We start from the raw sequence: 20,483 nt of genomic DNA, 5'->3' as shown, positions 1-20,483 counted from the left end.
GTCGTCATGAGCAGACCTTGCCGTCCTTCGGGACCGACCCGTCCAGCAGATACGCGTCCACCGTGGAGTCCACGCAGTCGCTCCCGCTGCCGTAGGCGCCATGCCCCTCGCCCCGCCAGGTGAGCATCACTCCGACGCCCTTGCCCAGCTCGTCGGCCATCTTGCGGGCACCCTCGTAGGGGGTGGCCGGGTCGCCGGTGTTGCCGACCACCAGGACCGGTGCCGCGCCGGGGGCGCTCACCTCCGGGGTGTCGTGCTGTCCGGGCACCGGCCAGTCGTGGCACCAGCCGGCCGTGTCCCAGCCCAGGAAGGTGCCGAAGACCGGGGAGATCTTCTCGAACTCCGGCAGCAGTTCCTTCGTCCGGGCCGCGGTGGGCCGCTGCCGGTCGTCCAGGCACGATATGACCCGTTGTGAGTGGGTCGTCGTGCCGTAGTGGCCCGACGGGGCGCGGTCGTTGTAGCCGTCGGCGAGGGTCAGCAGCTCCGAGCCGTCACCCCGCTCGGCCGCGTCGAGGGCGCTGGTCAGCGTCGGCCAGCTCTCCTTGTTGTACAGCGGCAGGGTGAGGCCGGTGACCGCGAGCGTCTGGGTCAGCTTCCGCCCGGGCGTGGCCGTCGGCAGGGGCCGGGCGTCGATCCGTCGCAGCAGGTCCGCGATCTTCCGCGTGCCCGCCTGAGGGTCCTGGCCCGTGGACTCGAGATAGCCGTTCAGTGCGCGTTGGAAGCCCCTGGCCTGGTTCTGGGCATGGCCCACGGTGTCGGCGCCGGGGTCGACGACCGCGTCCAGCGTCATCCGCCCCACGTTCTTCGGGAACAAGTGGGCATAGGTGCCGCCCAGTTCGGTGCCGTACGAGATGCCGAAATAGTGCATCCTGTCGTCTCCGAGGACCTCCCGGATGCGGTCCATGTCGCGGGCCGAGTCGGCGGTCGAGACATGCGCCATGAGCTTCCCGGCGTCCTTCCGGCAGCCCTTGCCGAAGCCGGCGGCGTCCTGGAAGTACGCCTTCTCCTCGGCCGGTGTGTCGGGGGTGACGTCCACCGACTCGGCGGCCTGGATCTCCTTGTCGCCGCGGCAGCGCACGCCCTCGCTGGCGCCCACCCCGCGCGGGTCCCAGCTCACCAGGTCGTACCGCTCACGGAGCCGGGAGACCGTCGGGGCGTACGACGGCATCATGGACAGGCCGGAAGCGCCGGGGCCGCCGAAGTTGAACAAGAGCGAGCCCACGCGGTCGTCGCCGCGGGCCTTGGCGCGGATCAGTGCCAGTCCGATCGTCTCGCCGTCCGGCTTCGACCAGTCCAGCGGCACCTTCAACGTCGCGCACTGCCAGTCGCTGCTCGGCGCGGGGGCGTCGGTGGTGGCCTTGCAGCGGCCCCAGGAGAGCCCGCCGCCCTTGTCGTCGTCGGACGAGCCGCCGCTGCAGCCCGCCGCCAGCAGTGCCGAGGCGACCGCCACCGCGGTCCACCGTACGAAGCGCGACATGCGCCCAGTCCCCCCTCGCAGGCCGTCCGCACCGTGCTGCGGATGGCGGTCAGGCCATGGTAGGCAGATCCCGCGCCGGCCGTGCCGGCCTGTGGATAACCTTCTGACCTGCTGCTTTGCTGGGGCCGTCGCTGTTCTCAGGTGCAGACGGTCCCCGCCTGGGGCACCTTTCCGTCCAGCAGATAGCCGTTCACCGCGCTCTGCACACACTTGTTCTTGCTGTTGTAGGCGCCGTGCCCCTGCCCCCGGTACGTCAGCTCGACACCGACACCCTTGCCCAGCGCGTCCACCATCTTCCGGGCGCCCTCGTAGGGGGTGGCCGGGTCGCCGGTGTTGCCGACGACCAGGATCGGCGCCGAGCCCGGCGCGCTCACGTCCGGGTGATCGGCGGCGCCCGCCACGGCCCAGTCGGTGCAGCCGATCATGCCCCACGCCAGATAGTCGCCGAACAGGGCGGACGCGGCCCGGAACTCGGGCAGCCTCCGCTCCACATAGGCGGTGTCGTAGCGCGGCTTGGAGTCGGAGCAGCTGATGGCGGTGTGGGCGGCGCTCGAGTTGTCGTACTCGCCGTTCTCACTGCGCCCGTTGCTCGAGTCGGACAGCAGCAACAGGATGCTGCCATCACCGTCGTACGCCTGCTCGAGGCCCTCCTTGAGGTACTCCCAGAAGTCCTGCGAGTACAGCGCCTGCACGATGCCGTTGGTCGCCGCGGTCTGGGTCAGCTCCCGGGGGAAGACGCCCGGGATCGGCTTGCGGTCGAGGTCCTTCAGCAGCGTGGCGATACGGTCCTTCACATCCTGCGCGCTGTCGCCGATGGGGCACTCCTCGGACTTGGACACACAGTCCTCGGCGAAGTTGTCGAGCGCGAGCTGGAAGCCCTTGGCCTGCCCGAGCGAGCCCTGCTCGGAGTTCTGCGTGGGATCGACGACGGCGTCGAACACGGCCCGCCCCACCCGCTTGGGGAACAGGTGCGCGTAGACGCCGCCGAGCTCGGTGCCGTAGGAGATGCCGAAGTAGTGCAGCTTGTCGTCGCCGAGGACCTGGCGCATCAGATCGAGGTCGCGAGCCGCGTCGGTGGTGCGCACGTGCGGCAGGACCTTCTCGGAGTTCTGCTCGCAGGCGTCGTTGAACTCCTTGGTGCTGTCCAGGAGCTCGGTGCGTTCGGCGGTGTCGTCGGGCGTGCCGTCCTGCTGGAAGTACGCGTCGAGCTGCTGGTCGTTCTCGCAGATCACGGGGTCGCTGCGGCCGACTCCGCGCGGGTCGAAGCTGACCAGGTCGTAGCGGGTGCGCAGGGTCTCGTAGTCCTCGGCGAAGCCGGGCAGCGCGGTGACGCCCGAGCCGCCGGGACCGCCGAAGTTGAAGATGAGCGAGCCGATGCGTTCGCTCGCGTCGCCGGTGGTCCTGACCCGGATCAGCTCGAGGCCGATCGTGTCGCCCTTGGGGTCGTCCCAGTCGAGAGGGGCCTTCATGGTGGCGCACTGCCACTCGCCGTTGTCCGGCAGGGGAGAGGGCGCGGCGCCTTCGCCCTGGGCTTCGTCCGGAGCCGGGCAGGCCTTCCAGCTCAGTTCCTGCCGCGTGAGGTCCTCGTCCTTGGCGTCGTCGTCACCGCAGCCCGCCAGCACGGCGGAGAGCAGCACGGCGGTGGCGGTCAGGGCGGCGGCGCGCAGCCGGAGGAGGCATGGCATGGTTCCATCCTGCGGCGGCCCGCGGGCGGACGCGCGGGACGCGTGTCGTACGAGGTAGGCGGGGCTGGTGTTGCCAAAAGCTGTGCCGACTACCTGCCCGCCGGCCACTGGCCTCAGAGGGCTTGCTTGCGGGTGAGGTGGTTGAAGGCCAGCCAGCCCGGCAGCACGGGCAGCCACAGCGTCAGCAGACGGAACAGCAGGACGGCCGGTGCCGCGACCTCCTTCGGGAGGCCGACGGCGATCAGACCGACCGTCAGGGTCGCCTCGACCGCGCCCACACCGCCCGGTGTCGGCGCCGCGGACCCCAGGGCGTTGCCCGCGAGGAAGACGACGGCCACGCTGGCGAGACTGATCGAGGTGGACTCGTCGCCGAACGCGCGGATCGACGCGTCCAGGCACATCACGAAGCAGGCGGTCAGCAGCAGCATGCCGCCGATGCCGGTGACCAGCTTCTGCGGCCGCTGCAACACGTCCAGCATGCGCGGCACGACACCCGCGAACAGCGACCGCACGCGCGTGACGACGAACTTCCGCAGGAAGGGCACCGAGGTCACCACGAGCACGAGCACCGCCACCGTCAGCAGACCGGCGATGACCGTCCGGGACGGCGACAGCGACGGCGTCTTCTCCGTCCCGGTCAGATAGCCGAAGGCCAGCAGCATCAGGATGTGGCAGCCGAGCCCGAACAACTGCGACGCGCCCACGCTCGCCACCGCGAGCCCCGGCCGCACTCCCGCGCGCTGCAGGAAGCGCGTGTTCAGGGCGACACCGCCCACCGCCGCCGGGGCGACGATCTTCACGAACGAGCCGGCGACCTGCGCCGCCACGGTCCGCAGGAACGGCACCCGCTCGGGCACGAATCCCAGCAGAGCCATCGCCGCCGCGAGGTAGCTGCACATCGAGAACAGGACCGCCGCGGCGACCCAGCCCCATTCGGCGTTCGCGATGAGCGGCCCGAACTCGATGTGCGTGAGCTGTGTCAGCAGGAAGTACGCGCCGATCGCGCCGGCCATGAAGCTGATCAGCGTGCGCGGCCGTACCCGCTCCAGCCGGGCCGGCTCGACCGGTGCCTGCGGCCTGATCAGCAGCACCTCGTGGCGGATCTGCGTGAGCAGGTCCTCCTCGCGCGCCTCCTCCACGGCCTCGTCGATGGCACGCTTCTCGGCCCGCTGCTCCGCCCGTACGGCCTTCTTGTCGGCCTTCTCCGGGACCGGAACGGCCTCGTCCGAGGACGACTCCTCCAGGCGCGCCTGCTTGGCCAGCCGGGACGCCTCCAGAACCGCCTCGCGCTCGCGCTGTGCCCGCTCTCTGGCCAGTTTGCGCAGCGTCGCGCGCGTGGAGCGGCTGAGCGCGATGGGCTGGAGCATCGGCAGACAGTCCGCCACCGCGTCCGGGCCGAGCACGCCCACCGCCGAGGCCACCGCCCGCTCGGCGCCCACCCGGAGACCCAGGGTCACCAGAAGTTGGGAGATGTCCATGCGCAGCAGCAGGTCGCCGGCCGCGATCTCGCCGACGCGCAGGTCGGTGAGGATCACCGTGCCGGAACGATCCACCAGAATCGCGTCGCCCACCAGCCTGCGGTGCGCGATACGCCGGGACTGCAGGGCCTTCACCTGGTGCCAGGTGTCGCGCAGCAGATTGTCGGTGATCTCCTCGTCCGGCAGGGAGTCGAGGGTGTGTGCGCCGCTGTGCTCGTAGACGAGCATGACCGCGTCGGGGCCGAGCTCGGAGGTGGCGATCAGCTTGGGCGCGTTGGCACCGGCCGCGATGGCCGCGTACGCCAGCAGCGCTTCCTGCTCCAGGGCCTGGCGCAGCGACTGGAGGCTGCTGCGGGTGGCGAAGCCGCGCAGGGTCAGATTGCGCCACGCACGGTAGAAGAAGCCCTGGGCCTGCTGCTCCCGGTCGACCACCGTGACGTCCAGGGGCGGGCCGTCCTCGAGCGTGACGAAGTAGCGGCGGCCCCGGTCGCCGGTGTCCGGGTTGTCCGAGGTGTCCTCGCGTGAGGCGCTGACCGGGCGGAAGCCGACGGTCCGCAGGCCGGCCATCAGGGTCTGTCCGGTGGGCCGGACGTTGGGTGAGCCGACCGCGTAGAGCGTGCCGTAGGCCACGGTCCAGCCGATCAGCACGGTCAGGATGATCGAGAACGGGGTCGTGTACCCGGTGACGAGCATCGAGAAGGCGTCGAGCAGCAGCACGACCCACAGCACCGTGCGCCACCTGGGTCTGCGTGACATGCCGACGGCTGTCATATAGGCGATGACCGGCGCCAGATAGCCGTGCACGGGGTCGGTCAGCGCGTGGATGTCCCCGGGGGAGGGCTGGGTGAGCGCTTCCTGGATCGAGCCGGGGGCGGCCCGGGCGACCCACAGGTCGGTGGCGAGTGTCACACCGTGCGCGAGGACCGCGGCGAGCACGCCGTCGGCGATTCTGAGGCCGTCCCGTTTGATCAGCCGCTCGATGGCGAAGGCGACCGGCACCAGCAGGATCGCGATGCTGGAGGCCAGCCCCGCGATCTTGATGAGCAGGTCGGGCGCCTGTCCGGTGCCCTTGTTGATGTCCTGTTCGAGGCCCGAGGTGGTGCCGTGCGCGAACGCGGCGATGCCGATCAGCACCGCGACGGCGAGCACGCCCACCAGGAGCCGCATCAGATCGGACGGGCGGTGCACGCGCGCGGGGAGCAGCGGTTCGTCGCCCTCCACCTCGTCGATGTGCGCGATGTCGGGCTCCTCGCCGGCCGTCTTCGGGCGGTCGTCCGGAGTGCCCGGGCGCGACGAAGCGTCAGAGGTGCCCCCCGTGTCCTCGGAATGCGCACCCTGCTGCTTCATCGTCTCTTCTTGGTCTCGTATCACCGGTCACCGCCCGCACGATGGTGGCATGCCGCACCGATACGCGGGGGCATCAGGGTGCACATGCGGGGGCGGACAGTCTGCCCGACGCGGTGCTGCCGGGCGAGGGAAACGCTCGCGGGCACGCGCGTCCCGTTGTCGGTGGGGTGGGGCAGGATGGGGCGGATGAGCGAGGAGAGCCTGCCGGAGGACACCGGCGCGCAGGACACCCGCACGGGGTACGACGGAGCTCGTGCGGAACCCGGGGAAGCCCTGCCCGCGTATGCCGAGCGGGTCCTCGATGTCGCCGAACTGATCCCGCCGGGCCGTGTCATGACATACGGGGACGTCGCCGAGTGGCTCGAGGAGGGCGGTCCGCGGCAGGTCGGCCGTGTGATGGCTCTCTACGGGGGAGCCGTTCCGTGGTGGCGGGTCGTCCGCGCGGACGGTGTCCTGCTCCCGGGCCACCAGCAGCGGGCGCTCGGCCACTACCGCGCGGAGGGCACCCCCCTGAAGGAGGCGAGCCGGGCCGCCGAGGGCCACCTGCCGCGGATCGACATGCGACGGGCGCGGTGGGACGGCGGCGAACGCGCGGAGGGTCACACCTGACAGCTTCCGCCATCGGACGGCCTCCCGTGTGGCCCGTGATCCGGACGGGGGAATCGGGGCACGTCGGTGCCATGACGTACGTTCGTGAGGCGAGGGGCATGAGTGGCACAGGTGCCGCGAGTGGCCGGCGGGAAGAAGGGGAAGCCCTGCTTCCGCCTCACCCGTCGGCGTAGCGTCGGCTGCGCGTGTCCCCGTCACCCCGCGGTCACCGCCCGCCACGCGCGATGGCCCGCCAACCAGTACTTCCACCAGGACCGGCGAACCACGTGAGCTCCTCTTCCTCCACCAGCGGCCTGTCGCACCCCCGGGTGCGGTGGGGGAGCCGTGGCGCTTACCGACTGGTACGTACCCCTCCTGCCCGGGTGGACCCCCCTCTTTTGGACGCCTCGCAGCGCTCCGTGGTTGACCACGCGGCCGGCCCGCTGCTCGTCCTCGCAGGTCCGGGCACCGGCAAGACCACCACGCTCGTCGAGTCCGTGGCCGAGCGCATCGCCCGGGGCGCGGACCCCGAGCGCGTCCTGGTCCTCACATTCAGCCGCAGGGCGGCCGTCGAACTGCGCGACCGCATGGCCACCCGGGCCGGGGCGGCCCGCGCTCCCCGGGCGACCACCTTCCACTCGTTCTGCTACGCCCTGGTCCGTGCCCACCAGGACAGCGACCTGTTCGTGGAGCCGATGCGGCTGCTGTCCGGCCCCGAGCAGGACGTCTCCGTACGGGAGCTGCTCGCGGGCCAGGTGGACCTGGAGCGGCTCGGCCTCGCGCACGTGCGCTGGCCGGACGAACTGCGCGCCTGCCTGACCACGCGCGGTTTCGCCGACGAGGTCCGCGCGGTCCTCGCCCGCAGCCGTGAACTGGGCCTCGGCCCCGACGCCCTGGACGCCTTCGCGCACCGCACGGGACGCCCCGACTGGCGCGCGGCGGCCGCCTTCCTGGCCGAGTACCTCGACGTGCTCGACCTCCAGGGCGTGATCGACTACGCGGAGCTCGTCCACCGCGCGGTGCTCCTCGCCCGCCGGCCCGAGGTCGCCACGTGGCTCGCCGCCCGGTACGACGCCGTCTACGTCGACGAGTACCAGGACACGGATCCCGCTCAGGTACGACTCCTGCACGCCCTGGCGGGCGGTGGCCGTACCCTCGTCGCCTTCGGTGACCCCGACCAGTCGATCTATACGTTCCGCGGGGCGGACGTGAACGGCATCCTCGACTTCCCGCACGCCTTTCCGCGCGCGGACGGCCGTCCCGCCCCCGTCGCGGTGCTGCGCACCTCCCGCCGCTCCGGCGCCGGCCTGCTGGCAGCCACCCGGCTGCTGACCCAGCGCATGCCGCTGACCCGCCTGCCCGCCGAGAAGGTGCGCGCCCACCGCGAACTCGCGCCCACGAGGGACGGCGGCCGGGTCGAGGCCTACACGTACCCGACCTCGGGGACGGAACTGGACAACATCGCCGACATCCTCCGCAGGGCCCACCTGGAGGACGGCGTCCCCTGGAGCGAGATGGCCGTGCTGGTGCGCGCCGGCTCCCGCACCGTCCCCACGGTCCGCCGCGCCCTCACGGCGGCCGGCGTCCCGGTGGACGTCGACGGCGATGACGTACCCCTGCGCCACGAACCGGCGGTGGCGCCGCTGCTGACGGCGCTTCGGGCGGTGGCCGCGGCGGAGGCGTCGAGGGCTCCCGAGCCGGGGGCTCCAGAGAGGAAGACCACTTCCGAGGACGCCTCCTTCGCCGAGCCGGACCCCAGCTGGCTCGACACCGAGACCGCCCTCGCCCTCCTCACCTCCCCGCTCGCGAGCATGGACGCCGCCGACCTGCGCCGCCTCGGCCGGGCCCTGCGGGACGAGGAGCGGACCGCGGGCAACCCGCTGCCGCCGCCCTCCGACGTGCTCTTGGCGCAGGCGCTCGCCGAGCCGGAGCGGCTGGCCGTGCACGACCCCGTGTACGCGCGCGGCGCCCAGCGCCTCGGTGCGCTGCTCCGCAAGGCCCGTGAACGCCTGGCGGGCGGCGGTACGGCCGAGGAGGCGCTGTGGGACCTGTGGAACGGCACCCCGTGGCCGACGCGGCTGGAGCGGGCCGCACGCCGGGGCGGCGCGGCCGGGCGCAACGCGGACCGCGACCTGGACGCGGTCTGCGCGCTGTTCGCGACGGCGGCCCGCGCCGAGGAGCGCACCGGAGGCCGGGGCACGCTGAACTTCCTGGAGGAGATCGAGGCCGAGGACATCGCCGCCGACACCCTCACGCGGCGTGCCGTACGCCCCGACGCCGTCCGCCTGATGACCGCACACCGTTCCAAGGGCCTTCAGTGGCGCCTCGTGGTCGTCGCGGGCGTCCAGGAGGGGCTCTGGCCCGACCTGCGCCGCCGTGGCTCCCTCCTGGAGGCCGACCGCATCGGGCGCGACGGACTCGCCGAACCCCTCACCCCCGGCGCGCTGCTCGCCGAGGAACGCCGCCTGTTCTACGTGGCCGCCACGCGCGCGCGTGAACGCCTGGTCGTCACCGCGGTCAAGGCCCCGGCGGACGACGGCGACCAGCCCTCCCGCTTCCTCACCGAACTGGGAGTCGAACCCAAGGACGTCACAGGACGCCCGCGCCGCCCGCTGTCCGTCGCGGCACTCGTCGCCGAACTGCGCGCCACCACGGTCGACCCGCGTGTCTCCGATGCCCTCCGGGAAGCCGCCGCCCGCCGTCTGGCCCGGCTCGCCGCCCTCGCCGACGAGGACGGCCGCCCCCTGGTGCCGTCCGCACACCCCTACCGCTGGTGGGGGATGTTCGAGCCGACCGAGTCCAAGGTGCCGCTGCGCAACCGCGACCAGCCCGTCGTGCTCTCCGGCAGCGCACTCGACCAGCTCGCCAACACCTGCGCCCTGCAGTGGTTCCTGGGCCGCGAGGTGAAGGCCGACGCGCCCGCGACCGCCGCGCAGGGCTTCGGCAACGTGGTGCACGTCCTCGCCGACGAGGTCGCCTCCGGGCACACCCCGGCCGACCTCTCCGTCCTCATGGAACGCCTCGACTCCGTGTGGAACGCCCTCGCCTTCGACGCGCCCTGGAAGTCGGACCAGGAGAAGGACAACGCGCGCGTAGCGCTCGAACGGTTCCTTCAGTGGCACGTCATGGACCGCACTGGGCGTACCTCGGTCGCCAGCGAGCACGACTTCGACGTCACTCTCGAAGCGGGCGACTACCAGGTGCGCGTCCGGGGCCAGATGGACCGTGTCGAGGCGGACGGTGACGGCCGCGCCTACGTGGTCGACTTCAAGACCGGCAAACAGGCGCCCACCGGCAAGGAGGTGGAGCGCCACCCGCAGCTCGCCGTCTACCAGCTGGCCGTCCGTGAGGGCGCCGTCGACGACGTCTTCGACGGCGCGCGTCCCGAGCCGGGCGGTGCCGAACTCGTCCATCTCCGGCAGGGCGCCGCCCAGCGCGACGGCGGCGAGACGCTGCCCAAGGTGCAGGCCCAGGAGCCGCTGGAGGGGGAGTGGGTCGGCGATCTGCTGGCCACCGCCGCAGGAAAGGTCCTCGACGAGCGGTTCACGCCGACCGCCGGGCAGCACTGCACGCACTGCGCGTTCCGGGCCTCGTGCAGCGCGCGGCAGGAGGGCCGCCATGTCGTCGAGTGATCTATCGCACCACATGTGCTGACCTGCGTATCTTCCTCCCCGGAGACCGATCCGGCCGCCACTGTCAGTGGCCGCCACTAGCCTCTTTCGTTGTGCCCGCCCGTATCAGCGATCCCGAACAGCTCAAGGAGCTCCTCGGCATCCCGTTCACCCCGGAGCAGACGGCCTGCATCACCGCGCCGCCCGCCCCGCAGGTGATCGTGGCCGGTGCCGGCTCGGGCAAGACGACGGTGATGGCGGCACGCGTGGTGTGGCTGGTCGGCACCGGCCAGGTCGCCCCCGAGCAGGTGCTCGGCCTCACCTTCACCAACAAGGCCGCCGCCGAACTCGCCGAGCGCGTCCGCAAGGCGCTGGTCAAGGCCGGCGTCACCGACCCGGACGCCATCGACCCGGACAACCCGCCGGGCGAGCCGGTGATCTCGACGTACCACTCCTTCGCGGGCCGCCTGCTGACCGACCACGGCCTGCGCCTCGGGCTTGAGCCCACGTCCCGGCTGCTCGCCGACGCGACCCGCTTCCAGCTCGCCGCGCGCGTCCTGCGCGAGGCCCCGGGGTCCTATCCGGCCCTGACCCGTTCCTTCCCGGACCTGGTCGGCGACCTCCTCGCCCTCGACGCCGAGCTCGCCGAGCACCTCGTGCGCCCGGAGGCGCTGCGCGCGTACGACGCCGAACTGCTGCTGACCCTGCGAGGCGTCAGGCTCAGCAACGCCGACCTGCGCAAGGTCCCCGAGGCGGCCGCCGCCCGCCGTGAACTGGCCGAGCTGGTGACCCGTTACCGGGCCGCCAAGCGCGAGCGGGACCTGCTCGACTTCGGCGACCAGATCGCCCTGTCGGCCCGGCTCGCCGGGATCCCCGAAGTGGGCCGCGTCCTGCGCGACGAGTTCCGGGTGGTCCTGCTCGACGAGTACCAGGACACCTCCGTCGCCCAACGCGTCCTCCTGGCGGGACTGTTCGGCGAGGGCACCGGCCACCCGGTCACCGCCGTCGGCGACCCCTGCCAGGCGATCTACGGCTGGCGCGGCGCCTCCGTCGCCAACCTCGACGACTTCCCCGAGCATTTCGCCCGCGCCGACGGCAGCCCCGCGACCCGCCAGGCGCTCAGCGAGAACCGCCGCAGCGGCGGCCGTCTCCTCGACCTCGCCAACGGCCTGGCGGAGCCCCTGCGCGCCCTGCACGCGGGCGTGGAGGCCCTTCGCCCCGCCCCCGGGGCCGAACGCGACGGCATCGTGCGCTGCGCGCTGCTGCGTACCCATGCCGAGGAGATCGACTGGGCCGCCGACTCCGTCGCCCACCTCGTCCGCACCGGGACGGAACCCGGCGAGATCGCGGTCCTGTGCCGCACGGCGACCGATTTCTCCGAGATCCAGGGCGCACTGGTGGCCCGGGACATCCCGGTCGAGGTCGTCGGCCTGTCCGGGCTGCTGCACCTGCCCGAGATCGCCGACCTCGTCGCCGTGTGCGAGGTCCTTCAGGACCCCGGCGCCAACGCCTCCCTGGTCCGCCTGCTGACCGGCCCGCGCTGGCGCATCGGCCCGCGCGACCTCGCCCTGCTGGGGCGGCGGGCCCGGTTTCTCGTGACCCACGCGCGCGTGGAGGGCGACGACGACCCGGACCGCCGCCTCGCCGAGGCCGTCGAAGGGGTCGACCCGGCCGAGGTGATCTCCCTCGCGGACGCCCTCGACACCTTCCTGGAGACGCCGCTGGACGGCCACGGGGACGACGACCGGCTGCCCTTCTCGCCCGACGCGCGCGTGCGCTTCGCCCGCCTGGCCACCGAACTGCGCGACCTGCGCCGCTCCCTGTCCGACCCGCTGATGGACGTCCTGCACCGCGTCCTCGCCGTCACCGGCCTGGAGGTGGAGCTGTCGGCCTCCCCGCACGCCCTGGCAGCGCGCCGCCGCGAGACACTCTCCAACTTCCTGGACGTCGCCGCCTCCTTCGCCGCCGGCGACAACGAGGCCAGCCTGCTCGCCTTCCTCGGCTTCCTGCGCACCGCCGCCCAGTACGAGAAGGGCCTCGACAACGCCCTCCCCGGCGGTGAGAACACCGTCAAGGTGCTCACCGCCCACAAGTCCAAGGGCCTCGAGTGGGACGTCGTGGTCGTCCCCGGCCTGGTCACCGGCACCTTCCCCAGCAGCCAGGGCCGCGAGAAGTGGACCTCCCAGGGCAAGGTCCTGCCGCACGAACTGCGCGGCGACGCCGACACCCTCCCCGACCTCACCTCCTGGGACGCCAAGGGCCTCAAGGCCTTCCACGAGGCCATGAAGGACCACCAGCACACCGAGGAACTCCGCCTCGGCTACGTCACCTTCACCCGCCCCCGCTCCCTGCTCCTGGGCTCCGGTCACTGGTGGGGACCCACCCAGAAGAAGCGCCGCGGCCCCTCCGCTTTCCTCCAGGACCTCTACGCGCACTGTGCGGCCGGGTACGGCGAGATCGAGGCCTGGGCGGACGAACCCGCCGAGGACGAGGAGAACCCGGCCCTGCACCAGGCCACCGCCGACCAGGTATGGCCCCTGCCCCTGGACGAGGCGGCCCTGGCCCGACGCCGCGCTGCCGCCGAGACCGTCCTGGCCCACCTGGAGGACCTCGCGTCCCACGAGGACGGGCACCCGGCGGCCGTGCACGACCCGGACGCCTTCGACGACCCGGAGTGGCCCCCGCCCCCCGAGGACGACGAGCCTCCCTATGACGAGCCGGACCCGTTCGACTTCGAGGAAGGGACCTTCGACTTCGACAAGGCCGACTTCGACAAGGCCCCCGTCGACGAAGACGCCCTCGCGGAAGCAGAGGGGGCTGCGGACGGGGACGCACGGCCGGCGGACGGCCCCAAGGTCCCCCACCAGGCGGGGCCGCCGGACCCTCAGGCACCGCACCGACACCGCATGCCGCACCTCACCCCGGAGGAAGCCCGCACCATCGCCTCCTGGGACCGCGACCTCGACGCCCTCACCGGCGAGCTCCTGCGCGCCCGCGACAGCGTCACCGAGGTCCCCCTGCCCGCCTCCCTCACGGCCTCCCAGCTGCTGCTCCTGGCCGCGGACCCGGACGGCCTCGCCCAGGAGCTGGCCCGCCCCCTGCCCCGCCCGCCCCAGCCCGCCGCCCGCCGCGGCACCCGCTTCCACGCCTGGGTCGAGGCCCGCTTCGAAGAGCTGATGCTGCCCCTGCTGGAGCCGGAGGAGCTGCCCGGCAGCGAAGCGGAGATCGCCGACGAACGGGACCTGGAGGCCCTCAAGGACGCCTTCGAGCAGACCGAGTACGCGCACCGCACGCCCTACCGGGTGGAGACCCCCTTCCAGCTCGCGCTCGCCGGCCGCGTCGTACGGGGCCGTATCGACGCCGTCTACAAGGAGGGCGACGGCGAGGACGCGACGTACGAGATCGTCGACTGGAAGACCAACCGCTCACGCACCGCGGACCCCCTCCAGCTCGCCGTCTACCGCCTCGCCTGGGCCGAGCAGCAGGGCGTACCCCCGGAATCCGTCACGGCCGCGTTCCTGTACGTGCGCAACGGCGAGATCGTCCGCCCCGACGACCTGCCTGACCGCGAGGCGCTGGAGCGGCTGCTGAGTGAGGAGCCGCCCGGTGAGGAACCGCACTCCGAGGACGTCAGTGCGGGCCGATAGGCTCGTGACCATGAGCCTGACCCCGGACAGCGTCGTCCGTACGTACATCCAGCAGCATCGCGACGCCTTCCTCGACGACCTCGCCGAGTGGCTGCGCATCCCGTCGGTGTCCGCCCAGCCGGACCACGCGCCCGACGTACGACGCAGCGCCGACTGGCTCGCCGCCGAGCTGAAGGAGACCGGGTTCCCGACGGCCGAGGTCTGGCAGACCCCCGGCGCGCCCGCCGTCTTCGCCGAGTGGCCCTCCGACGACCCGCAGGCGCCCACGGTGCTGGTCTACGGCCACCACGACGTGCAGCCCGCCGCCCGGGAGGACGGCTGGGACAGCGACCCCTTCGAGCCCGTCGTCCGCGAGAACCGTCTCTACGCGCGCGGGGCGGCCGACGACAAGGGCCAGGTGTTCTTCCACACCCTGGGCGTCCGCGCCCATCTCGCCGCCGCCGGCCGCACCACCCCGGCCGTGCATCTGAAGCTGCTGATCGAGGGCGAGGAGGAGTCCGGCTCGCCGCACTTCAGGGCCCTCGTCGAGCAGCACGCCGAGCGGCTCGCCGCCGACGCCGTGATCGTCTCCGACACCGGCATGTGGTCCGAGGACACCCCCACGGTGTGCACCGGCATGCGCGGCCTCGCCGAGTGCGAGATACGGCTGCACGGCCCCGACCAGGACATCCACTCCGGCTCCTTCGGCGGCGCGGTGCCCAACCCGGCGACGGCCGCCGCCCGCCTGGTCGCCGCCCTGCACGACGAGCACGCGCGCGTGGCGATCCCGGGCTTCTACGACGGCGTGGTCGAGCTCACCGACCGCGAGCGCGAACTCCTCGCCGAACTGCCCTTCGACGAGTCGCAGTGGCTGCGCACGGCCAAGTCGTACGCCACCCAGGGGGAGGCCGGGTACACCACCCTTGAGCGCGTCTGGGCCCGCCCCACGGCGGAGGTCAACGGCATCGGCGGCGGCTACCAGGGCCCCGGCAGCAAGACGATCGTTCCGTCCTCCGCCCTGGTGAAGCTGTCCTTCCGGCTGGTGGCGGGTCAGGACCCCGACCATGTGGAGAAGGCCGTCCGCGCCTGGGCCGAGCAGCAGGTGCCCGCCGGGATCCGCTGCGAGATCACGTTCAGCGGGGCCACACGCCCGTGCCTGACCCCGCTGGACCATCCGGCCCTCCAGTCGGTCGCCCGCGCGATGGGCCGGGCCTTCGAAAAGCCCGTCCGCTTCACCCGCGAGGGAGGCTCAGGCCCGGCGGCGGACCTCCAGGACGTCCTGGGTGCTCCGGTGCTGTTCCTCGGCATCTCCGTCCCGTCCGACGGCTGGCACGCCCCAAACGAGAAAGTCGAACTCGACCTGCTCCTCAAGGGCGTCGAGACCACCGCGTACCTGTGGGGCGACCTCGCCGAGAACTGGCGCGATGCGCCCTGAGCGTCCCGGGCCGCCCGGACCGGCCGCGCGCGAGGGGCACACTGGAGGAGTCGCCCCGCACCGCCCGAGCCCCGCCGGACCCGGTCGCCTCCCGCCGTACGTCCCGCTGATCAGCCCGCCGAACCCGACCGTTCCACCGGGGAGTTGGAAGCACCAGTGACCACCTGGACCGACCAGAACGCCGACCGACCCATCTCGCTCACCGCCCCGAACGGCATCGACAGGGCCGCGCACCACCGGCTCGACGAGGCCTGGCTCGCTGCGGCGTGGAGCCACCCCTCGACGCGCTGTTTCGTGGTCTCCGGCGGCCAGGTCCTCATCGACGAGACGGCGGACGGGCACACCGAACTCGTCATGATCCCCTCCTTCGAGGCCCCCCTCACCGAGGCGCACCGGTACTTCCTCGGCATCGACGAGGACGGCGTCAGCTACTTCGCCCTCCAGAAGGACTCCCTGCCCGGGCGTATGGACCAGTCCGCGCGCCCGGCGGGCCTGCGCGAGGCGGGCCTGCTCCTGTCGGCCCGTGACGTGGGCCTGATGGTGCACGCGGTGGGTCTGGAGAACTGGCAGCGCACGCACCGTTTCTGCTCGCGCTGCGGCGAGCGCACCGTCATCGCCGCGGCCGGCCACATCCGCCGCTGCCAGGCCTGCGGCGCCGAGCACTACCCGCGCACGGACCCCGCCGTGATCATGGCCGTGACCGACGAGGACGACCGCCTCCTGCTCGGCCGCCAGGTCCACTGGCCCGAGGGCCGCTTCTCGACGCTCGCCGGCTTCGTCGAGCCCGGGGAGTCCATCGAGCAGTCGGTGCGTCGCGAGGTCCACGAGGAGGCCGGCATCACGGTCGGCCCGGTCGAGTACGTCGCCAGCCAGCCCTGGCCCTTCCCGTCCAGCCTGATGCTGGGCTTCATGGCCCGCGCCACCTCGACCGAGATCGAGGTCGACGGCGACGAGATCCACGAGGCCCGCTGGTTCTCCCGCGAGGACCTGCGCGCCGCCTTCGAGTCCGGCGAGGTGCTCCCGCCGTACGGCATCTCGATCGCGGCCCGCCTGATCGAGCTCTGGTACGGCAAGCCGCTCCCGATGAGGAGCGCGGCCTGACGCCCGTGTGAGCCGTGTGCACGCCCTGGCCCGCAGATACGGAGAAGGCGGTTCCTGAGCCGCCTCAGGAACCGCCTTCCCCGCACAACCGCGCGGCGCCTTTACACGCCGACCTTCTGCTTCACCTGAGCCAGCGACGGGTTGGTGAGGGTGGAGCCGTCCGGGAACAGAACGGTGGGCACCGTCTGGTTTCCGCCATTCGCCTTTTCCACGAACGCGGCGGATGCCGGGTCCTGCTCGATGTTGATCTCGGTGTACGCGATGCCCTCGCGGTCCATCTGGCTCTTCAGCCGGCGGCAGTAGCCGCACCACGTGGTGCTGTACATCGTCACAGTGCCCAGCATGTCTCTCGTGCTCCTTCGGTGGCTCGGGGGCGGGTGGTCGCAGAGGTGGAACGTACGTGAAGGGGCCGCCATTCCCGGGGGCCGAGCCCTGCCGGACGTGACGCCTGCCGCATTAGTACGACTATCGGGGCCCGCCTGTGGACAACCGGCACGGCCGTCTCCCGCGACCTGGCAGCATGGCCGTGTGACAGCAGCAACGCACTCCACCCTGTTCCCGCAGGTACCGGACTCGGCCGACGCGGTGCTCGACGGGCTCGACCCCGAGCAGCGCGAGGTGGCCACCGCCCTGCACGGTCCGGTGTGCGTCCTGGCGGGCGCGGGCACGGGCAAGACCCGGGCGATCACCCACCGCATCGCCTACGGGGTGCGCGCAGGCGTCCTCCACCCCTCCAGCGTGCTCGCCGTCACCTTCACCAACCGCGCCGCCGGAGAGATGCGCGGCCGGCTCCGCCAGCTCGGCGCAGCAGGCGTCCAGGCACGCACCTTCCACTCCGCGGCCCTGCGTCAGCTCCAGTACTTCTGGCCGAAAGCGATCGGCGGCTCCATGCCCCGGCTCGTCGACCGCAAGATCCAGCTCGTCGCCGACGCGGCCGCGGCCTGCCGCATCCGGCTCGACCGGGGCGAGCTGCGGGACGTCACCGCCGAGATCGAATGGTCCAAGGTCACCCAGACCGTCCCCGCGGACTACGCGCCCGCCGTCGCCAAGTCCGGCCGTGAGGCCCCGCGCGACCCCGCGGAGATCGCCCAGCTCTACGCCGCCTACGAGGACGTCAAGCGCGAGCGCGCCGTCATCGACTTCGAGGACGTGCTGCTGCTGACCGTGGCCGTCCTCCAGGACCGGCACGACATCGCCGAACAGGTCCGCGCCCAGTACCAGCACTTCGTGGTCGACGAGTACCAGGACGTCAGCCCCCTCCAGCAGCGCCTGCTGGACCTGTGGCTCGGCGAGCGGGACAGCCTGTGCGTCGTCGGAGACGCCAGCCAGACGATCTATTCGTTCACGGGAGCAACCCCGGACCATCTGCTCGATTTCCGCACCCGCCACCCCGGCGCCACCGTCGTCAAGCTGGTCCGCGACTACCGCTCCACGCCCCAGGTCGTCCACCTCGCCAACGGCCTGCTCGCCCAGGCCAGGGGCCGCGCGGCCGACCACCGCCTGGAGCTCGTCTCCCAACGTGCGCCGGGGCCCGAGCCGGCCTACACGGAGTACACCGACGAGCCCGCCGAGGCGGAGGGCGCGGCCCGCCGCATCCGTGAACTCATCGACTCGGGGGTCCCGGCCGCCGAGATCGCCATCCTGTTCCGGACGAACGCGCAGTCCGAGACCTACGAACAGGCCCTCGCCGACGCCGGGGTGCCCTACCAGCTCCGCGGCGCCGAGCGGTTCTTCGACCGCCCGGAGGTGCGCAAGGCGGGCGTCGCCCTGCGCGGCGCGGCCCGCTTCGGCGGCAACGACTCCCTCCTGGACGACGTCGTCGACCTGCCCTCGCAGGTGCGTGCCGTGCTGTCGGGCGAGGGCTGGACACCGCAGCCACCGGCCGGCTCCGGCGCCGTGAGAGAGCGCTGGGAGTCCCTGGCCGCCCTGGTGAACCTCGCCCAGGACTTCGCCGCCGCCAAATCCGGCGCCACCCTGGCGGACCTCGTCGCCGAGCTCGACGAGAGGGCGAACGCCCAGCACGCCCCGACCGTGCAGGGCGTCACCCTCGCCTCCCTGCACTCCGCCAAGGGCCTGGAGTGGGACGTCGTCTTCCTGGTCGGCGTCGCCGAGGGCATGATGCCGATCACCTACGCAAAGACCGACGAACAGATCGAGGAGGAGCGCCGCCTGCTGTACGTCGGCGTCACCCGTGCGCGGGAACACCTCCATGTCTCCTGGTCCCTCTCCCGCTCACCCGGCGGCCGCCCCAACCGCCGCCCCAGCCGTTTCCTCGACGGGCTGCGCCCCGGCTCGACGGCCACCAAGGGCCGTACAACCGGCGGCGGAGCGGGCGGCATCGAGCGCGGAATCCCCGGAACCAGGGGCTCCGCCCCGAGACGAGCACAGCGAACCCCTGCCCGCTGCCGCGTCTGCGGTCGCACGCTGACGGACGCGGGCGAAATGAAGCTGATGCGCTGCGACGACTGCCCCTCCGACATGAACGAGGGCCTCTACGAGCGGCTCCGCGAGTGGCGCGCCGACCAGGCACGGAGCAGTGGTCAGCCCGCCTTCTGCGTCTTCACCGACAGGACGCTCGTGGCGATCGCCGAGACCGCGCCCGGCGACGAGCACGAGCTGGCCCGCATCCCGGGCGTCGGCATGCGCAAGCTCACCCGCTACGGAGCCGATGTCCTGGCCATCTGTGCAGGCCAGTACGCCGCAGGGGACACAGATCAGGACTGACACCAACTCGTCGAAAAAATAGTTTGCGCATGCCCCAGCAATCCCCATAGGTTCTTAGGCACGAGAGCAGCGGCCTTCTCGAAGGCCCTGATCCGTGTTGTACTTGCATATCCGTCGGACTGGTTCACCCAGTCCCCCGAGACGCCGAGAGGAGGCGAGTCCAGTGATCAGCATCAACACCAGCAGCTCCATCAGCACCGTGAAAATGACCGATCGCTCGGCCGTCTCCACGTGCATGCTCGGCGTTTCGAACCTGGGCACCGGTCTGTCCGGCATTCGTGCCGTCCGCCCGGCGTCCTCCTCCCTTGCTCCCACGGGCCTTCCCGTCCGTGAGCGCAATGAGCGACCGACCAAGGCACTGGAAGCAGCAGTAAAGGCACAGGCGCGGGCCTATGCCTTCACGGCGACCGGTGCCGGATTCCGGAAGCAGACGACGCAGCACCACCAGATGTGGGCCTTCCGTGGGCCAGAACCCTGGAGTGATCCAGCCTGATCGCCGATCAGGCCGGCGCCTTCAGGGCCGCGGAACCCCATCCGGGATCCGCGGCCCTTCTGTTTGTCCCTGACCAGGGACGACGGACCGAAGGAGCCTCGGGACAAGAAAAGAACCGGGTACCAGCCGCCCCCGGCCAACAGGCCGGAACGACCAGACGAGGAAGACGAACCGTGCAACTCGAAGCGCACGCCCCGTCCGTACCGCCTTCCGACACGATCCCCAAGCCCGGCCCCACGGAGGACCCCACCTTGACCCCGCTCACCGCGCTCACCGCGCTCGACGACGCCATCGAGAACCTCGGCGTACCCGTCCCGTGCCGCTCCTACGACCCGGAGGTCTTCTTCGCCGAGTCGCCGGCGGACGTGGAGTACGCCAAGTCCCTCTGCCGCACCTGCCCGTTGGTCGAGGCCTGCCTCGCCGGCGCCAAGGAGCGGCGTGAGCCCTGGGGCGTCTGGGGTGGCGAGCTGTTCGTGCAGGGCGTCGTCGTCGCCCGGAAGCGGCCGCGTGGCCGCCCGCGCAAGAACCCGGTCACGGCATGAACACCGCAGGAACGATCGACCGCCCTCTCACGCACGACCCCCAGAAGCAGGCCCCGATGAAGCCGTCCACCGACGAGCCCGCAGGCTCCGCGACTCAAGACTGCACCCCGCACGGCGCGAAGGACTCGCGCCAGAACAGGACCCGAGAGATGCAACTCATCCCAGAAGCCATGGCTCGTGCACATATGCACGAGCGACTGCAGGAGGCGGAGCGAGACCGCCGGGCCGCGCGCCTGGTGGCCGCCCGCCGGATGCAGCGCAAGGCGGAGCGCGCCTCACGGCGTGCCCGCCGGGCGCTCGCCATGGCGGTCATGCAGTAACCGACCCCATCTGAAGCGGTGGCCTCCCGGCCCGGGAGGCCGAGCTCACCCCGCGG

General features: G+C 72.1%; 13 protein-coding genes. 9 read left to right on the top strand and 4 right to left on the bottom strand.

From position 1 onward, the window contains the following. Positions 1 to 4 precede the first annotated feature (4 nt). The 3 genes from ACFTZL_RS19985 to ACFTZL_RS19975 form a co-directional block, all read right to left on the bottom strand. Positions 5 to 1,477: an alpha/beta fold hydrolase gene (locus tag ACFTZL_RS19985; RefSeq protein ID WP_382584314.1), complete on the bottom strand. Its 1,473-nt coding sequence runs from the start codon at positions 1,475 to 1,477 to the stop codon at positions 5 to 7. 137 nt (positions 1,478 to 1,614) lie between these two features. Continuing rightward, complete coding sequence (locus ACFTZL_RS19980) at positions 1,615 to 3,162, bottom strand: alpha/beta hydrolase (protein ID WP_382584311.1); 1,548 nt, start codon at positions 3,160 to 3,162, stop codon at positions 1,615 to 1,617. 113 nt (positions 3,163 to 3,275) lie between these two features. Then, positions 3,276 to 5,987, bottom strand: a complete 2,712-nt coding sequence (locus ACFTZL_RS19975; RefSeq protein WP_382584308.1) for a lysylphosphatidylglycerol synthase domain-containing protein — start codon at positions 5,985 to 5,987, stop codon at positions 3,276 to 3,278. 186 nt (positions 5,988 to 6,173) lie between these two features. Between ACFTZL_RS19975 and ACFTZL_RS19970 the strand changes: the two genes are divergently transcribed. The 5 genes from ACFTZL_RS19970 (at position 6,174) to nudC (ending at position 16,348) form a co-directional block, all read left to right on the top strand. Next, positions 6,174 to 6,596 carry an MGMT family protein gene (locus ACFTZL_RS19970; RefSeq protein ID WP_382584305.1) on the top strand — a complete coding sequence of 141 codons (423 nt, stop codon included), beginning with the start codon at positions 6,174 to 6,176 and terminating at the stop codon, positions 6,594 to 6,596. Between the two features lie 266 nt (positions 6,597 to 6,862). Further along, positions 6,863 to 10,207, top strand: a complete 3,345-nt coding sequence (locus ACFTZL_RS19965) for an ATP-dependent helicase (protein WP_382584302.1) — start codon at positions 6,863 to 6,865, stop codon at positions 10,205 to 10,207. Between the two features lie 92 nt (positions 10,208 to 10,299). Next, positions 10,300 to 13,833, top strand: a complete 3,534-nt coding sequence (locus ACFTZL_RS19960; protein WP_382584299.1) for a UvrD-helicase domain-containing protein — start codon at positions 10,300 to 10,302, stop codon at positions 13,831 to 13,833. Positions 13,834 to 13,843: 10 nt separating this feature from the next. Further along, complete coding sequence (locus ACFTZL_RS19955; protein WP_382584296.1) at positions 13,844 to 15,247, top strand: dipeptidase; 1,404 nt, start codon at positions 13,844 to 13,846, stop codon at positions 15,245 to 15,247. 156 nt (positions 15,248 to 15,403) lie between these two features. Continuing rightward, entirely contained in the window at positions 15,404 to 16,348 is a 945-nt protein-coding gene (gene nudC, locus ACFTZL_RS19950) for an NAD(+) diphosphatase (RefSeq protein WP_382584293.1), read from the top strand. A gap of 101 nt (positions 16,349 to 16,449) precedes the next feature. Here nudC and ACFTZL_RS19945 read toward each other — a convergent pair whose 3' ends face one another. Continuing rightward, positions 16,450 to 16,692, bottom strand: coding sequence for a mycoredoxin (locus ACFTZL_RS19945; protein ID WP_382584290.1), 243 nt, complete (start codon positions 16,690 to 16,692; stop codon positions 16,450 to 16,452). A 184-nt stretch (positions 16,693 to 16,876) separates the two neighbouring features. Here ACFTZL_RS19945 and ACFTZL_RS19940 point away from each other — a divergent pair, with 184 nt between their 5' ends. The 4 genes from ACFTZL_RS19940 to ACFTZL_RS19925 all read left to right on the top strand — a co-directional run bounded on the left by ACFTZL_RS19940 (position 16,877) and on the right by ACFTZL_RS19925 (position 20,427). Further along, a complete protein-coding gene (locus tag ACFTZL_RS19940; protein WP_382584287.1) occupies positions 16,877 to 19,072 on the top strand; it encodes an ATP-dependent DNA helicase UvrD2 in 2,196 nt (731 codons plus the stop codon). Positions 19,073 to 19,235: 163 nt separating this feature from the next. Then, complete coding sequence (locus ACFTZL_RS19935; protein WP_382584285.1) at positions 19,236 to 19,565, top strand: hypothetical protein; 330 nt, start codon at positions 19,236 to 19,238, stop codon at positions 19,563 to 19,565. Between the two features lie 173 nt (positions 19,566 to 19,738). Continuing rightward, complete coding sequence (locus tag ACFTZL_RS19930) at positions 19,739 to 20,107, top strand: WhiB family transcriptional regulator (RefSeq protein WP_382584282.1); 369 nt, start codon at positions 19,739 to 19,741, stop codon at positions 20,105 to 20,107. After that, entirely contained in the window at positions 20,104 to 20,427 is a 324-nt protein-coding gene (locus tag ACFTZL_RS19925) for a hypothetical protein (protein ID WP_382584279.1), read from the top strand. Before ACFTZL_RS19930 ends, ACFTZL_RS19925 begins: the two co-directional genes overlap by 4 nt. Positions 20,428 to 20,483 lie beyond the last annotated feature (56 nt).

Source organism: Streptomyces sp. NPDC056948, from assembly GCF_042674225.1.
In the GTDB taxonomy this organism is placed as follows: domain Bacteria; phylum Actinomycetota; class Actinomycetes; order Streptomycetales; family Streptomycetaceae; genus Streptomyces; species Streptomyces purpurascens.
This window is presented reverse-complemented; position numbering and strand designations above follow the sequence as displayed.

Coding starts and splice junctions, on each gene's coding strand:
- ACFTZL_RS19985 (WP_382584314.1), bottom strand. CDS start 1,477: ATGTCGCGCTTCGTACGGTGGACCGCGGTGGCGGTCGCCTCGGCACTG.
- ACFTZL_RS19955 (WP_382584296.1), top strand. CDS start 13,844: ATGAGCCTGACCCCGGACAGCGTCGTCCGTACGTACATCCAGCAGCAT.
- ACFTZL_RS19975 (WP_382584308.1), bottom strand. CDS start 5,987: ATGAAGCAGCAGGGTGCGCATTCCGAGGACACGGGGGGCACCTCTGAC.
- ACFTZL_RS19980 (WP_382584311.1), bottom strand. CDS start 3,162: ATGCCATGCCTCCTCCGGCTGCGCGCCGCCGCCCTGACCGCCACCGCC.
- ACFTZL_RS19970 (WP_382584305.1), top strand. CDS start 6,174: ATGAGCGAGGAGAGCCTGCCGGAGGACACCGGCGCGCAGGACACCCGC.
- ACFTZL_RS19945 (WP_382584290.1), bottom strand. CDS start 16,692: ATGCTGGGCACTGTGACGATGTACAGCACCACGTGGTGCGGCTACTGC.
- ACFTZL_RS19925 (WP_382584279.1), top strand. CDS start 20,104: ATGAACACCGCAGGAACGATCGACCGCCCTCTCACGCACGACCCCCAG.